Origin of the sequence: Chromobacterium sp. Beijing, from assembly GCF_021496765.1 — a bacterium.
Taxonomy (GTDB): domain Bacteria; phylum Pseudomonadota; class Gammaproteobacteria; order Burkholderiales; family Chromobacteriaceae; genus Chromobacterium.
In genome coordinates this window covers 1,667,733-1,681,809 of record NZ_CP053750.1, presented here as the reverse complement: position 1 = coordinate 1,681,809, position 14,077 = coordinate 1,667,733, and the positions used below count along the sequence as shown (strand labels likewise).

Genomic DNA, 14,077 nt, shown 5'->3' with positions numbered 1-14,077 from the left:
CGGAACTGCTGCTGGACTATCAGGTGCTGAGCAACGGCGAACCAATAGGCCGGCTGCGGACCGAACGCCGCCGCGGCTGGCTGGACGACATGCCGGTGTTGCAGGTCAGCAACCGGATGGACCTGCGCTGCAGCGGGCTGTGGTTCGACTACTCGCTGCAATCGGACGAGAGCATGGATTTCGGCGCGGACGGCCTGTGCCGCTACGCCGGCGTCTCCGACGAGGACGGCGACAAGACCGTGATCAAGGGCCGGCTGCGTCAGGGCGTGCTGACCCTGCGTCTGCACGACGGCCAGCTGGAGGTGCGCCGCTTCAAGCTGGGGGATTTCGACGCCAGCAGCGAAGACGCCGCCGAGCGCTTTCTCGTCGGCGGCCAGGCCGAGGCCACCTTGCGGGTGCTGGATCTGGAGCACTTCGACATTGACGAGGTCCGCTACCAGCGGCTGCCGGACGAAACCCTGGACCTGCTGGGCCAGCCGCGGCAGGCGAGGGTGGTGGCCTATCAATCAAAGCGGCGCAAGATCAGCGGCACCGGCTGGTATCTGTCCGACGACGGCGGCGAAGTGCTGGTGCGCCAGAGCAGCCGCGAGCGCGGCGACCACAACGAAGTGATATTGACCCATTGGGAAAGCAAACCATGCCAAATCAAGACTTAGCCGTCACCCTGGTGCAAAGCGACATCGCCTGGGAATCGGTGGACCAGAACCTGCAGCGGATGGAGCGCCACCTGAGCGCGGTGAACGACAGCCGGTTGATCGTGCTGCCGGAAATGTTCACCACCGGCTTCAGCATGCGGCCGGAGAAGATCGCCGAAACCATGGACGGCAAGGCGGTGCAATGGCTGCGCGACACCGCGCGCGCCAAGCGCGCCGACCTGGTGGGCAGCGTGGCCATAGAAGAGCAGGGCCGCTACTACAACCGCCTGCTGTGGGCCAAGGCCGACGGCAGCCTGTTCAGCTACGACAAGAAGCATCTGTTCAGCTTCGCCGGCGAGCACGAGCACTACACCGCCGGCGACGCGCCGCTGATCGTCAAGGTGGACGGTTGGTCGGTGGCCGCCTTCGTCTGCTACGACCTGCGCTTCCCGGTCTGGTCGCGCAACAACAACAGCCAGTACGACCTGGCGCTCTACATCGCCAGCTGGCCGGAGCGCCGCGCCAAGCACTGGCAGACGCTGCTGCCGGCGCGGGCGATCGAAAACCAGGCCTTCGTCATCGGCGTCAACCGGGTGGGCGTGGACGGCAACGACATCCGCTACAGCGGCGACTCCATGCTGATAGACCCGCTGGGCGACACCCTGTACCACGGCCGCCAACTGGAAAGCGTGTATCAGGCCAGGCTGTCGCGCGCGCAGCTGGACGATGTGCGCGCCCAGTTCCCTTTCCTGAAGGATGCGGACCGTTATCAACTCGTTTGACCGCGCGGCGGCAATGAAAAGAGGCGGATAAGCCCTGCGGCTGCGCGGGGTTTTCCGCTGCTTCGGTTCTCCTTCGGCTTCTATGGAAAGTGAAATGCACCAAGCCACAACAAGAGAAAAAGTCATCGAATTCCAGTCGGTGACCAAGCGCTTCAACGACTACACCGCGGTCAACGACGTGTCGCTGGACATCTATCGCGGCGAATTCGTCGCCCTGCTGGGGCCCAACGGCGCCGGCAAGACCACGCTGGTGGAAATGCTGGAGGGACTGAAACAGCCGGAGGCCGGCTCCATCCGCATCCTGGGGCGCAGCTGGCAGAAGGACGAAAGCTATCTGCGCCACCGCCTGGCCGGGGTGCTGCAGGAATCGCTGTTCATCAACAAGCTGCGGGTGGACGAAACCGTCAACCTGTTCGCCAGTTTCTACCGCCGGCCGCGCAGCCGCGCCGACGAGGTATTGGAGCTGGTGGAGCTGACCCCCAAGCGCAAGGTGATGGTGGAAGGGCTGTCCGGCGGCCAGCGCCAGCGGCTGGCCCTGGCCATCTCCATCCTCAACCAGCCGGAAATCCTGATCCTGGACGAGCCCACCACCGGCCTGGACCCGCAGGTGCGGCGCGGCACCTGGGACATCCTGCGCAAGCTCAACAAGGAGCTGGGCTCCACCATGTTGCTGACCACCCACTACATGGAAGAAGCCGAATACCTGTGCGACCGCATCTGCATCATGCACCAGGGCCGCATCCTGACCCAGGGCACGCTGGACGAACTGCTGGCCGCGCACGAGCCGGGCGAAGTGGTCGAATACCGGGTCAAGAGCGGCGCCGGCGGCGCCGAGCCCAAGCACAAGGACAACATCATCAGCTACAGCTACGACCAGGCGTCCGCCAAGGCGAGGCTGCTGGTGCGCAACGGCTCGGCCTTCCTGTTCCGTCTGTCCGAGTTCATCCGCGAACAACAAATCGACATCGACGAAATCATCGTGCGCAAAAAAACGCTGGACGATTTATTCCTGTCACTGGCCGGCCGAGGTTTCCATGAATAACGCCTTGCTCAATCTGATCGTCACTCAATTCCGTCAATACCTGCGCGAACCGCAAATCCTGTTCTGGTCCTTCGGCTTCCCGCTGCTGCTGGTGTGGCTGCTGGGCGTGTCCTTCTCCGGCGGCGAAATCAAGGAGCGCACCATAGGCGTGGTGCTGCCGCCCAGCTTGCAGGAGCAGGCCGCGGTCAAGGCCTGGATCAGCAAGGTGGAGGCCCGCAACCAGCCGCTGTCCAGCGTCATCAACGCCGACGAGATCAAGCGCGACCACCTGATACGGATGAAATACCGCTTCCAGTACTACCCGGACCGCGAATCGGTGTTGCGCGGCCTCAAGCGCGGCGACGTGCAGGTGTTCATGGAGCCCAGCGCCGACAGCGGCAAGCGCATCTACTATCTGGACCCGCAGAACAACGAGGCGCTGCTGACCTACTTCTTCCTCGGCGACGACCCGGACGCGCTGAGCCAGGCGGTGGACAAGAATATGTCGGTGCTGGACAGCCCCGGCCTGCGCTACATCGACTTCCTGGTGCCCGGCCTGGTGGCGATGGCGGTGATGGAAACCTGCCTGATCGCCGTCGGCTGGTCGCTGATCGAAAAACGCGCCACCCGCGTCACCCGGCAGATGCGCATCACCCCGATGCGCAAAACCGACTTCCTGCTGGCCCACGTGCTGGCCTGCCTGGTGTTCAGCCTGCTGGAAACCCTGGTGCTGTATTTGTTCGCCAGCAGTTATTTCGACGTGCACGCCCAGGGCGGGGCGCTGCCCTTCATCGTGCTGCTGCTGGCCGGCAACGTCTGCTTCGCCGGCATCGCCATCCTGGCCGCCTCGCGCGCCACCAAGGCGCAGACCGCCAACGGCCTGCTGGAAATGACCATCCTGTTCCTGGTGATCTTTTCCGGCATCTTTTTTAGCTACAAGCACTTCCCGGAGTGGATGGTGGCGGTGATCGAGGTGCTGCCGCTGACCATCCTGGCGGACGGCATGCGCATGATCTTCGTCGAGGGCGCCGGAGTGCTGGAAATCGCGCGTTCGGCGGTGGTGCTCACGCTGATCGGCATTGCCGGCTTCGTCAGCGGCGCGCGGGTGTTTCGCTGGTATTAGGGGCATGAGGCATCCGCTGCGCGGATGATGGTTTTGATTGCCGGGGCGGTCCTGACCGAGCGAGGCAAGCGTAGCGTCGCGAGGGAATAAGGCAGGAAGGGGAACAACTCGGCCAAATTCCCCTATCACTGAGCGAATCAAGGATTCGCTCAGTGATGGCGCGCTAACGTCGCGCTGCTCGAACAGGCAGCCGCTTAAAACGTGCGAAGCGAAGTTTCTGCCTAGCTAAAACCTCGGGCCTGCCACCCGGCGGCAGACTTGAAGGGACTTTGGGCGCGTTGGATACGTGCTTCCTTTCTTGCTGGCCAGTTCCGTCGTTTCAAGAGTGTGAAGAACCGAGCATCGCTGTTGAGCATGCTGGCCGACAGCTCATTGTTAAGTTGTCAAAAAGGAGGAAAGGTAGTGAAACGCTTGATCCTCGCCCTATTGGGCATCGCCATGCTGTCCTTGCTGACGGCCTGCGAACTGGACGAAGACGGCAAGCCGCGCGGCAGCCAAGTGCTGTGGGACCGCAGCGGCGTGCCGCACATCTACGCCGCGCGCGCCGACAGCCTGGCCTACGCCTTCGGCCGCGCCCAGATGCAGGCGCATCCGGAGCTGCTGCTGCGGCTGTACGCCCAGGGCCGCGGCCGCGGCGCGGAATACTACGGCGCGGTGTTCGAGGCCGGCGAGCCCTTCCCCAGCAATATGGCGGAAGTGGACCGCCTGGTGCGCGCGATGGGCTTCCCGGAGCGCTCCAAACAATGGCTGCAACAGCAAAGCCCGCGCATGCGCGCCTACCTGGACGCCTTCGTCGCCGGCGTCAACGACCAGGCCGCCGCCAGCGGCGGTCTGAGCCCGGCGGCGCGCGCGGTGCTGCCGGTGCGCAGCGAGGACGTGCTGGCCCACACCCTGCGCATCTTCTTCGGCTATCTGAGCGGCTCCACCGCCACCGGCGCGGCCAATTGCTCGCTGATCTACCCGGACGCGGTGGCCACCCCCATCAATCTGATCGGCGGCTCCAACGGCTGGGCGCTGGGGCCGGCCAAGAGCCGTTCCGGCAACGCCATGCTGCTGGCCAACCCGCATTTGCTGTGGGGCGGCAGCCACACCTGGTTCGAAGCCCAATTCAAGAGCCCGGAATACGATATCTACGGCGCCACCCTGGTGGGCCTGCCGGTGATGCGCATCGGCTTCAACCAGCGGCTGGGCTGGGTGCACACCGTCAACACCCAGGACGGCTGCGACCTGTACCAACTCAAGCTCAGCGGCCGGCAATACCTGCTGGACGGCGTGGCGCGCGACTTTGAGACCAAGCGCGAAACCCTGTATATCCGTCAGCCGGACGGCAGCCTGCAAGCCGAGCAGCTGACGCTGCGCCGCGCCGAGCAGGGCCCGGTGTTCGACAAGGACGGCCAGAGCTACGCGCTGCGCATCGTCGGCGTCGACCAGCTGCAGACCCCCGGCGTGCTGGAGCAATGGTGGGACATGGCGCAAGCGCCCGACTTCAAGGCCTTCCGCAGCGTCGTGGCGCGGCTGCGCAATCCCTACCACAACATCATCTACGCCGACGCCCAACGCAATATCTGGGCGGCTTTCGGCGGCCTGACCCCGCGCCGCGCCGGCGGCGACGCCGCCTTCTGGGCGCAGCCGGTGGACGGCAGCCGCAGCGATCTGATCTGGCGTCAGGCGCTGCGCCTGGACGAATTGCCGCAGGTGGCCAATCCGTCCAGCGGCTGGGTGCAGAACTCCAATAGCGTGCCCTGGTATATGAGCAAGCCTGCGCTGGACCCGGCCGCCTACGCCGGCTATCTGTCGCCGCGGGCGTCGCCGCTGCTGCGCGAACAGCGCGGCATCGAGCTGATCGAACAGACTTCGGCCTTCACCCTGGACACGCTGCTCAGCGCCAAGCACGACACCCGGCTGCTGCTGGCGGACCGGGTGCTGGACGATTTGATCGGCTATGCGCGCGCCTCCGGCGACGCCGGCCTGATCGCCGCGGCGCAAGTGCTGGCCCAATGGGACCGGCGCAGCGACGCCGCCAGCAAGGGCGCGGTGCTGTTCGCCGCCTGGGTGGCGGCCTCCGGCGGCGAAGAGGCCTTGCGCTACCGCCGGGAAGCGGATCCGGCGCAGCCCTACGACACGCCCGCCGACCTGCGCGACGCCGGCTTCGCGCTCAGCAAGCTGGGCGCGGCCGCCCAGGGCTTGCAACAGGCCGGCGTGCCGCTGGACATCGCCTTCGGCGAAGTCTACCGGCTGCGGCGCGGCCCCGCCGGCGGCGCGGCGCGCTTGGACCAGCCGGCCAGCGGCGGCGCCGAGGGTTTGGGGGCTTTCCGCACCTTCAGTTATATCGGCGACAGCGACGGCCGCCAGCGCGCCATCTTCGGCGACACCTTCACCGCCCTGGTGGAGTTCGGCCGGCCGCTGCGCGCCAAGGTGATCAACACCTACGGCAACAGCAGCCAGCCGCAATCGCCTTACTACGGCGACCAGATGGAGCTGGCGGCGCGGAACGCCATGCGCGACGCCTTGCTCAATCGCGAGCAGGTGGAGGCGGCGCTGGCCAAGCGCGAGTGGTTCCGCCGCTAGCGCCGAGGCGGCCGCGGCGGCGACGTCGCGGCCCTTCGCCTTCATCCGCAGTGGGCGTCGCATGACGGGCGCCTAGGTTTGCGCCATTGCGCCCAGGCTGGCACAATGGCGCCGTTGTCATTGGGGAGTAGCCATCTTCGGCCCCGCCGAAGAGGCCGCGTCAACAAACTTGAGGAGCTTTCCTCATGGCGCGGTCAGCGGCCGGCATTGCCGGCGCCGCCAAGCGAGACCTTTGGCCACGATGCGTTTGCCGCCGGGCAAGCCGCGTCGTTGCGCCATTGTCCATCCGCTTGCCCGGCCCAAGACTATCCATGCTGTTGACCCTGTCGTTTCTGCTCGGCCTCGCCGTCCTGATCTATCTTTCCTGTCAATACTTCGTCAACGCCATCGAGTGGTGCGGACGCCATCTGAACCTGGGCGCCAGCGCCGTCGGCACCGTGCTCGCCGCTTTCGGCACCGCCTTGCCGGAAAGCGCCGTCACCTTGACCGCGATGGCCTTCGGCGGCACGCCGCAACATAAGGACATCGGCGTCGGCGCCGCCCTGGGCGGGCCGCTGGTGCTGGCCACGCTGGCGTACGCGGTGGTGGGTTTCGCGCTGTGGCGCAACCGCAGCCGGCTGGGGCGCGGCGACTACCTGTTGCGCGTCGATCACCGCCGGCTGGCCGGCGACCAATTGGCGTTTTTGCTGATTTTCGCGTTCAAGGTGGCGTTGGGCCTGCTGGCCTTCGCCATCAAGCCCTGGCTGGGCGTGCTGTTCCTGGCCGCTTACGCCGCCTATGTCTGGCGCGAGATCCGCAGCGCGGACACCGCGCCGGAAGAGGAAGAACTGGACGCCTTGAAACTGCGCGCCGGCGGCGGCCTGGGCTGGGCGGCGACGCAGGCCCTGCTGGCCTTGGCGGTGATCGCGGCGGCGGCGCACGGTTTCGTCGCGCAGCTGGAAGCGCTGGCCGGACACTGGGGCATGGCGCCGCATCTGGTGGCCTTGCTGCTGAGTCCGGTGGCCACGGAATTGCCGGAAATCATGAACGCGCTGATCTGGCTGCGCCAGGGCAAGGAGCGTCTGGCTTTGGCCAATATCTCCGGCGCGATGATGATACAGGCGACGATTCCCAGCGCCTTCGGCCTGTTCTTCACCCCGTGGATGTTCGACGGCGTCCTGCTGTGGTCCGGCCTGGCCACGATGGCGGCGATCGCCGGCTTGTGGCTGTTGTTCCGCCGCGGCAGCGTGGACGGCCGCTGGCTCTTGGGCGCGGGCGCGGTGTATCTGCTGTTTGCCGGCTGTCTGGTGTGAGGCGGGAGCCCGTTCAATGCCGCATCACCGATGCGCAGCAGATCGTAAACAGGCTCTCAGAGCCTGTTCAGAGTCTCGCGAGCAAGGGCGAGACAAGGCGAAAACGAGCGAAAAAGCGGAATGTACAGGTGGTACATGAGCATTTTGAGCTTGTTTTCAACGCCGTATCGCTGAAGCGCAGCAGACTATGAACGGGTTCTCAGAGCCAGGCCGCCACGCCGCCATGATGCGAACACGTGCCGCGCCGGTGCTGGCTGAAGCTATAGCTGCCGTCGCGGCAGCGCGCGCTGGCGCCGGCCGGCGCTTTGCCGGAGCGGGTATGGGCCGGGCTGTGGACCTCCACGCCGTCGGAGTTGGTGTAGCTGCCGTGTTCCAGCAACTGCTCTTGCGTCGGCGCGCTGGCGTGCCGATGCGTGTGCGGCGTTTTGGCTTCAAGCGGCGCGGCCAGCAGGGCCAGGCTGAGGCCGAGCAGGCCGGCGATGCGCCGCAAAGCGGGGATACGGAACTGTGCAGGCTTTTTCATGTCATTCGATTGTTTAATGTGTCATTAAAAGTGCTTGAACCTGTTCGTGATGTTTTGACGCATCTGTTTTCGTGGTTCAGGCGCAAAAGAATATGTATCGCACTTTAGTTCATTGTCATTGCGGCGGATAGCGGCAATGCGCATCGGGGGAACTAAACCGCGATGGCCGGCCGTTGCGACGGGCCGCGCCGTCATACCGAATCTGGGGATTGATCTATGGATGATTTTGCGCAGCGGCGCGTCTTGCTGGCGGCCTTGGCCGCCACGCCGTTGATCTGGGGTTGCGCGCGCCCGCCGTTGCGGGTGCCGGGCGAAGCCCCGGCCGCGCGTCAATTGGCGGAGCTGGAACGCAATGCCGGCGGCCGCATCGGCGTGTTCGCGCAAGAGGCGGACAGCGGGCGGACGCTGGCTTACCGGGCCGATGAGCGCTTCCCGATGTGCAGCACGTTCACGCTGCTGCTGGTGGGCGCCTTATTGCAACGCAGCGCGACGCAGCCGGATCTGCTCTACCGCCATGTCGGCTACCGGCGCGAGCAATTGATCGACTATTCGCCCATCGCCGAACAATACGTGGAGCAGGGCATGTCGGTGAAAGACTTGTGCGACGCGGCGATGCGCTTCGGCGACAACACCGCCGCCAATCTGCTGCTGGAGCAGTTGGGCGGGCCGCAGGAGGTGACCCGCTTCGCCCGTTCGTTGGGCGACGGCCTGAGCCGGCTTGACCGCGTCGAGCCGGAACTGAACCGCGCCGAGCCGGACGATCCGCGCGACACCACTACGCCGGCGGCGATGACGGCCAATTTGCGCGCGCTGCTGTTTTCCCCGCTATTGCCGGAGCGGCAGCGCGGTTTGCTGAACGACTGGCTGCTGGGCAACACCACCGGCAATCTGCGCATCCGCGCCGGCTTGCCGGCGGAGTGGCGGGTGGGGGACAAGACCGGCAGCGGCGGCCACGGCGCCGCCAACAACGTGGCCGTGGCCTGGCGGCCGGGCAAGTCGCCGTTGTTGCTGTCGGTCTATTACTGGGGCTCGACGGCGATGATGGACGAGCGCAATGCGGTGATCGCCGCGGTGGCGAGAGTGGCGGCCGCCGAGTTCGCTTGAAACGCCGCGCGGGGCGGACAGGTCCTGCCGGAATGAACGACGCCGCGGCCATGGCCGCGGCGTTGTCGCGCGCGGCCCCTTGAGGGCTGGGTGTCCGCGCGGAACCTTGAATCGCGTTTAAGGCAGCCGCGCCGGCGCCACCACGATGCCGGCGCGCAGTCCGGGCTTGACCGTGGGATTGGGGAATAGGATGCGTTCATCGCCGCCGACGGCCACATAGCGGTGCTCGCCGTCCTCGGCGATCAGGAAGCCGTCCGGCAACGCGGTGAAGTTTTCCACGTCGTCGGCCAGGTGCAGGCGGAAGGCTTCGCTGTGTTTGACGATGTCGTACTTGGCCTGGAACAGCGGCAGGTCGCCGTCGCGGTAGCCGGGCAGTTCTTGCTCCGGCTCCGCCAGCAGCCGGCGCAGCGCCTGGTCGATGCCGGCGAAGCGGGACAGATCGTTTTGGCCGAAGGGCCGCGCCTTGCCCAGCTCCAGCGTGAAGGCGTCCGCCTGGCAGTGGCGGCTGGTGAAGTAGCTGAAGGTATTGGCCGGCTGGCTGTGCAGCAGCACGGTTTCCACCTGGCAACTCTTCAGCCAGGCCAGCTGCGCGCGGCTGTGCGGGCGTTCGTGCAGATAGGGGTAGATGGCGAACTTCTCGAACACCGAGCCGCGGATCGCGGTGTGCAGATCGTAATGCCAGCGCCGGCCGCGGGCGGAGGCGAAAAAGTCCGCCGCCGCCTGTTCCAAACGCGCCGCGCGCGCCGCTTCGCGCGCTTCCGGCTGGCGCGCGTGCGCGCCGTTGAACAGCCGGTTCATATCGTAATCCAGGTAACGCTTGCCCAGCCGCATCGCGTCCAGATTGCCGAAGATCACCAGCAGCCGGCAGCGCAGCGCCAGCCTGCCGCCGGCGATGTCGGCCAGGATGGCGTTGAGCACCTCGATAGGCGCGGTCTCATTGCCGTGCACGCCGCTGGACAGCAGCAGGGAATCGTCGGCGGCGGCGAGGGGTTCCAGCTCGACGACGCCGTAATCCAGCCAGCGCGCCCGCACGCCGGAGTGGAGCTGCCATTCGGCGGAGGCCGGGGAGGCGGGATTCATGGTCCAGGACAGAAAATCGTGGTGATGCTCGCGCATGGGCTGGCTCGTGCTTGCGGCTAGTGATGACCGGGGCATTGTAACCAGAGCCGGCGCGGCAGGTGGCGGCGCGTGGCGCAGATTTGAAAAAACATGCCGTATTTGGGCTAAAAGCCTTGTCCGGCGCGGCTTGGCGCGCCGGGCCGCGCTGTGGTTTTTTGGCGCGGCGGAGCAAGGGGTCGGGGCGCGCTCTTGTTGAATATTTTGGACAAGTCCATTGCCGGAACCGCGAGGTCCCCGGCCGGAGAAACGGCCGCTTGCCGGCATGAGAAAAATATAGGGGGCTGTTTTTGCTCAAGCCTTGCCCGGCAAGGCTTGCCGGGCCGCCCGGCGCGGGCTTGTCGATTAAATTGGACATGCGGATTTTTATACATTTTTTTACTTGTCAAGCCGCGTGATGTTGTTACAATCCGCGCTCGTTTGCAGCTTTGCAAACCTACAATTCAATTGTTTCGCTCCGACATCCCAGGCCCACATAAAAGCTGTTCAGCCCGAAAGCCGCGCACTAAGGAGCGGGGTTATCCATCATAAGGATGCTCCTGCGGCTGGCTCATCGCTTTTTCGGCGGCGGCCTGGGCGCGTCCTTTGGAAATCCCTGTCCACCCATCATTGCGCGGGGTTCAGGGCTTTCCGTCAGTTCTTGAGGGGAAAACTCATGGCTTGGTCTGTGGCTGATAGCCGGGCGTTGTACGGCATCCGGCATTGGGGAGCGGGGTACTTCGACATGGGCGCCAACGGCAATATCGTCGTGCGTCCGAATGTGCGCCAAAACAAGGAAATCGACCTGCATCGCCTGGTGGGCGAACTGTCCGGCAAGGGCCTGGACCTGCCGTTGCTGGTGCGTTTTCCCGATATTCTGCAAGACCGCGTCACGCGTCTGTGCGCGGCCTTCGACAAGGCCATCGCCGAACAAGGCTACGGCAATCGTTATACCGCCATCTATCCGATCAAGGTCAACCAGCAAGAAGCGGTGGTGAAGAGCATCATCGCCACGCCGGACGTGTCCATCGGCCTGGAAGCCGGCTCCAAGCCGGAACTGATGGCGGTGCTGGCGCTGGCGCCCAAGGGCTGCACCATCGTCTGCAACGGCTACAAGGACCGCGACTACATCCGCCTGGCCTTGATGGGCGAACGTCTGGGCCACCAGGTGTTCATCGTCATCGAGAAAGAGTCCGAAGTGGAGCTGGTGATCGATGAATCCCGCAAGCTGGGCATCCGTCCCAATATCGGCATGCGCGTGCGTCTGTCCTCGCTGGCGTCCAGCAAGTGGGCGGACACCGGCGGCGAGAAGGGCAAGTTCGGCCTGTCCGCCGGCCAGCTGATCTCCGCCGCGGACAAGCTCACCGCCGCCGGCCTGGCCGACTGCGTGCGCCTGATGCACTTCCACATGGGGTCGCAGATCGCCCACATCGGCGATTACCGCAGCGGCTTCGGCGAGGCCATCCGCTACTTCGCGGAACTGCGCGCGCTGGGCCTGCCCATCGACCACGTGGACGTGGGCGGCGGCCTGGGCGTGGATTACGACGGCACCCATTCGCGCAACGACAGCTCCATCAACTACGATATGGACGAGTACGCGCACGTGATCGTGTCCATGCTGTCCGAGTTCTGCGGCGAGAACGGCATTCCGCATCCGCGCATCCTGTCCGAGTCCGGCCGCGCGATGACCGCCCACCACGCCGTGCTGATCATGAACGTGACCGATGTGGAGCGCCTGCCGGACGAAGTGCCGCAGGTGGACGACATCGCCGCCTTGTCGCAGCCGGTGCGCAAGCTGTTTGAACTGGTTCAGCTGAACGACGACGACCTGGTCACCGAAATCTACTACCGCGCCAGCCACTACGTGTCGGAAGTCACCGATCTGTACGCCGCCGGCCGCCTGTCGCTGAAGGAAAAGGCGCTGGCCGAAGACGTGCACGCCGCCTTGTGCCGCCGCCTGCACAGCCAGCTGCAAGCCAGCCAGCGTTCGCAGCGCCAGGTGTACGACGAACTGACCGACCGTCTGGCCGACAAGTACTTCTGCAATTTCTCGGTGTTCCAGAGCCTGCCGGACACCTGGGCCATCGACCAGATTTTGCCGATCACCCCGCTGCACCGTCTGAACGAGCAGCCCACCCGCCGCGCGGTGCTGCAGGATCTGACCTGCGATTCCGACGGCAAGCTCAAGCAGTACGTGGACCAGCAGAGCATAGAATCCAGCCTGTCCGTGCACGAGGTGAAGCAGGGCGACGAGTATCTGATCGCCGTCTTCCTGGTGGGCGCTTACCAGGAAATCCTGGGCGATATGCACAATCTGTTCGGCGACACCGACTCGGTCAACGTCTATGTGCGCGACGGCGGCGAGCTGGAGTTCTCCGGCGTGGAAGAGCACGACACCATAGAAGACATGCTGCGTTACGTGCACCTGTCGCCGGAAGACATCCTCAACCGCTACGAAGCCAAGTCGCGCGCCGCCGACCTCAGCAGCGAAGAGCGCAGCCTGTTCTTCGCCGAGTTCTGCCGCGGCCTGAAGCAATCGTCTTATTTGTCGGTCTGATCGACTGCTGGGACGGATCAAAACAGCCGGGCTGACGCCCGGCTGTTTTTGTTGGCGCCGCGTCTGTTGCCGAGCAGACCGTTCTGTGCCGGATGACTTTAAGCAATTTCACTTATCGTCGTCTAAGTTCGTGTTTCTGATCGGATTTTTATCTGGATTTTACGCCGGGCGCGGCCGGTTTCGGGCCGGCGCTTGCAATACGGGCAAACCTTGCTAGTTTGAGAAAGCCAATAATTGATTGGCATAAACATGGGGGTTGCCATATGTCTTTCTCTAGCGTTCCTTACTTCCTCACCTATAGCCAAAACACCGCGCTGGGCATTACCGCCAAAGATTCGATGAGCGGTTCCCAGCTGTACTTGCAGCCCATCCAAGGCAACTTCCTGTCGCTGTTCAACATCGACTTCGCCAACGGCGTGTTCGCGCTGGCCACCAGCGGCAACCAGCTGGTGATCGACATTTCCGACCTGTCCAGCGGCAAGCCCTTGGTGCTGCGTCCGTACAATCCGTCCTCGCTCAGCCAGCAATGGGACCTGTTCTCCCGTCCGGGCTATATCTCCAGCCGTCAAAACAACAATCTGGTGATAGACAACCAAAGCCGCGGCGGCGTGGGCAGCCTGATCTGGCTGTACGAGTTCAACGCTTCGCCGGCTCAGCAATGGGCGCTCAAGCCGCTGACCTCGGCGCAACGCTCGGAACTGGTGCTGGAAACCGCTTAATCAGCGAAGGGCAAAGATCGCGGCGGCGGGCGCAAAGAGTCTGTTCAAGGTTTTGCGAGCAAGGGCGAAACAAGGCGAAAACGGCTGAGAAAGCGGAATGTACGGTTGGTACATGAGCATTTCGAAGGAGTTTTCAACGCCGTCTCGCCAACGCGCAGCAGATCGTAAACAGGTTCTAAGGCTCGCCGCCGCTTTTTGGGTTCATGCAAGGAGCAAACGATGGGTTTCAGCAGCACTTCGTATTTCATCACCTCGGCCTATTTCCCGGATTACGCCATTGTGGCCGAGGATTCGATCAAGGGCTCCCGGCTCAGCCTGCAGCCGTTCCAGAACAATTTCGCCGCCTTGTTCAATATCGACTTCGACCGCGGGCTGTTCGCGCTGGCCACCAGCGGCAATCAATTGGTGATCGCCGCCAATGAAGTGGCCGACGGCTCGCCCTTGCAACTGGATCTGCTGCCGGAACCCGCGCTGCCCAGCCAGCGCTGGGATGTGTTCTCCCAGCCCGGCAACATCGTCAGCCAGGCCGATCGCACCCTGGCCTTCGGCTTCGGCATGGAAAAAATCTTCCCGCCGGCCTTGCGGCTGCGCAAGCTGCATCCCGGCCGGCCGCCGATGTGGATTCTGCGGCCGATGACCGCGCCCGGCGGCTGAGTCC

The 14,077-nt window shown here is 64.6% G+C and carries 12 protein-coding genes and 1 riboswitch; of the genes, 10 read left to right on the top strand and 2 right to left on the bottom strand.

Features of this window, described 5'->3' with window-relative positions; translation table 11 throughout:
• Window positions 1-23 precede the first annotated feature (23 nt).
• From HQN78_RS07975 to HQN78_RS07950, 6 genes are all read left to right on the top strand, one after another.
• Window positions 24-656 carry a hypothetical protein gene (locus tag HQN78_RS07975; protein WP_107799356.1) on the top strand — a complete coding sequence of 211 codons (633 nt, stop codon included), beginning with the start codon at window positions 24-26 and terminating at the stop codon, window positions 654-656.
• A complete protein-coding gene (locus tag HQN78_RS07970; RefSeq protein ID WP_227108047.1) occupies window positions 638-1,417 on the top strand; it encodes an amidohydrolase in 780 nt (259 codons plus the stop codon). The genes HQN78_RS07975 and HQN78_RS07970 overlap by 19 nt, the downstream gene beginning before the upstream one ends.
• A gap of 94 nt (window positions 1,418-1,511) precedes the next feature.
• Complete coding sequence (locus HQN78_RS07965) at window positions 1,512-2,459, top strand: ABC transporter ATP-binding protein (RefSeq protein WP_107799354.1); 948 nt, start codon at window positions 1,512-1,514, stop codon at window positions 2,457-2,459.
• A complete protein-coding gene (locus tag HQN78_RS07960; RefSeq protein ID WP_107799353.1) occupies window positions 2,452-3,561 on the top strand; it encodes an ABC transporter permease in 1,110 nt (369 codons plus the stop codon). Before HQN78_RS07965 ends, HQN78_RS07960 begins: the two co-directional genes overlap by 8 nt.
• A 402-nt stretch (window positions 3,562-3,963) precedes the next feature.
• Window positions 3,964-6,129 (top strand): penicillin acylase family protein, encoded by a 2,166-nt coding sequence (locus HQN78_RS07955; protein ID WP_235088878.1) that lies wholly within the window; start codon window positions 3,964-3,966, stop codon window positions 6,127-6,129.
• Between the two features lie 110 nt (window positions 6,130-6,239).
• Window positions 6,240-6,384: riboswitch (yybP-ykoY riboswitch) on the top strand.
• 56 nt (window positions 6,385-6,440) lie between these two features.
• On the top strand, window positions 6,441-7,421 hold the full coding sequence (locus tag HQN78_RS07950) for a sodium:calcium antiporter (protein ID WP_107799351.1): 981 nt from the start codon (window positions 6,441-6,443) through the stop codon (window positions 7,419-7,421).
• A 199-nt stretch (window positions 7,422-7,620) separates the two neighbouring features.
• Here HQN78_RS07950 and HQN78_RS07945 read toward each other — a convergent pair whose 3' ends face one another.
• The gene (locus tag HQN78_RS07945) at window positions 7,621-7,944 is read right to left on the bottom strand and encodes a DUF3761 domain-containing protein (protein ID WP_235088877.1); all 324 of its coding nucleotides are present in this window, start codon (window positions 7,942-7,944) and stop codon (window positions 7,621-7,623) included.
• 216 nt (window positions 7,945-8,160) lie between these two features.
• Here HQN78_RS07945 and bla point away from each other — a divergent pair, with 216 nt between their 5' ends.
• The gene (gene bla / locus HQN78_RS07940) at window positions 8,161-9,048 is read left to right on the top strand and encodes a class A beta-lactamase (RefSeq protein WP_107799349.1); all 888 of its coding nucleotides are present in this window, start codon (window positions 8,161-8,163) and stop codon (window positions 9,046-9,048) included.
• A gap of 117 nt (window positions 9,049-9,165) precedes the next feature.
• On the opposite strand, the gene astE is transcribed toward bla, so the two are convergent.
• On the bottom strand, window positions 9,166-10,164 hold the full coding sequence (astE, locus tag HQN78_RS07935) for a succinylglutamate desuccinylase (protein ID WP_227108055.1): 999 nt from the start codon (window positions 10,162-10,164) through the stop codon (window positions 9,166-9,168).
• Window positions 10,165-10,819: 655 nt separating this feature from the next.
• On the opposite strand from astE, the gene speA reads away from it, so the two are divergent.
• The 3 genes from speA to HQN78_RS07920 all read left to right on the top strand — a co-directional run bounded on the left by speA (window position 10,820) and on the right by HQN78_RS07920 (window position 14,073).
• Entirely contained in the window at window positions 10,820-12,700 is a 1,881-nt protein-coding gene (gene speA / locus HQN78_RS07930; protein ID WP_107799347.1) for an arginine decarboxylase, read from the top strand.
• Window positions 12,701-12,963: 263 nt separating this feature from the next.
• Complete coding sequence (locus HQN78_RS07925) at window positions 12,964-13,419, top strand: RICIN domain-containing protein (RefSeq protein ID WP_107799346.1); 456 nt, start codon at window positions 12,964-12,966, stop codon at window positions 13,417-13,419.
• 219 nt (window positions 13,420-13,638) lie between these two features.
• Window positions 13,639-14,073, top strand: coding sequence for a hypothetical protein (locus tag HQN78_RS07920; RefSeq protein WP_107799345.1), 435 nt, complete (start codon window positions 13,639-13,641; stop codon window positions 14,071-14,073).
• Window positions 14,074-14,077 lie beyond the last annotated feature (4 nt).

What these genes read in the sequence shown, in the direction of transcription:
- HQN78_RS07920 (WP_107799345.1), top strand. Translation starts at nt 13,639, where the DNA reads ATGGGTTTCAGCAGCACTTCGTATTTCATCACCTCGGCCTATTTCCCG.
- speA (WP_107799347.1), top strand. Translation starts at nt 10,820, where the DNA reads ATGGCTTGGTCTGTGGCTGATAGCCGGGCGTTGTACGGCATCCGGCAT.
- astE (WP_227108055.1), bottom strand. Translation starts at nt 10,164, where the DNA reads ATGCGCGAGCATCACCACGATTTTCTGTCCTGGACCATGAATCCCGCC.
- HQN78_RS07965 (WP_107799354.1), top strand. Translation starts at nt 1,512, where the DNA reads ATGCACCAAGCCACAACAAGAGAAAAAGTCATCGAATTCCAGTCGGTG.
- HQN78_RS07945 (WP_235088877.1), bottom strand. Translation starts at nt 7,944, where the DNA reads ATGAAAAAGCCTGCACAGTTCCGTATCCCCGCTTTGCGGCGCATCGCC.
- HQN78_RS07960 (WP_107799353.1), top strand. Translation starts at nt 2,452, where the DNA reads ATGAATAACGCCTTGCTCAATCTGATCGTCACTCAATTCCGTCAATAC.
- HQN78_RS07950 (WP_107799351.1), top strand. Translation starts at nt 6,441, where the DNA reads ATGCTGTTGACCCTGTCGTTTCTGCTCGGCCTCGCCGTCCTGATCTAT.
- HQN78_RS07925 (WP_107799346.1), top strand. Translation starts at nt 12,964, where the DNA reads ATGTCTTTCTCTAGCGTTCCTTACTTCCTCACCTATAGCCAAAACACC.
- bla (WP_107799349.1), top strand. Translation starts at nt 8,161, where the DNA reads ATGGATGATTTTGCGCAGCGGCGCGTCTTGCTGGCGGCCTTGGCCGCC.
- HQN78_RS07970 (WP_227108047.1), top strand. Translation starts at nt 638, where the DNA reads ATGCCAAATCAAGACTTAGCCGTCACCCTGGTGCAAAGCGACATCGCC.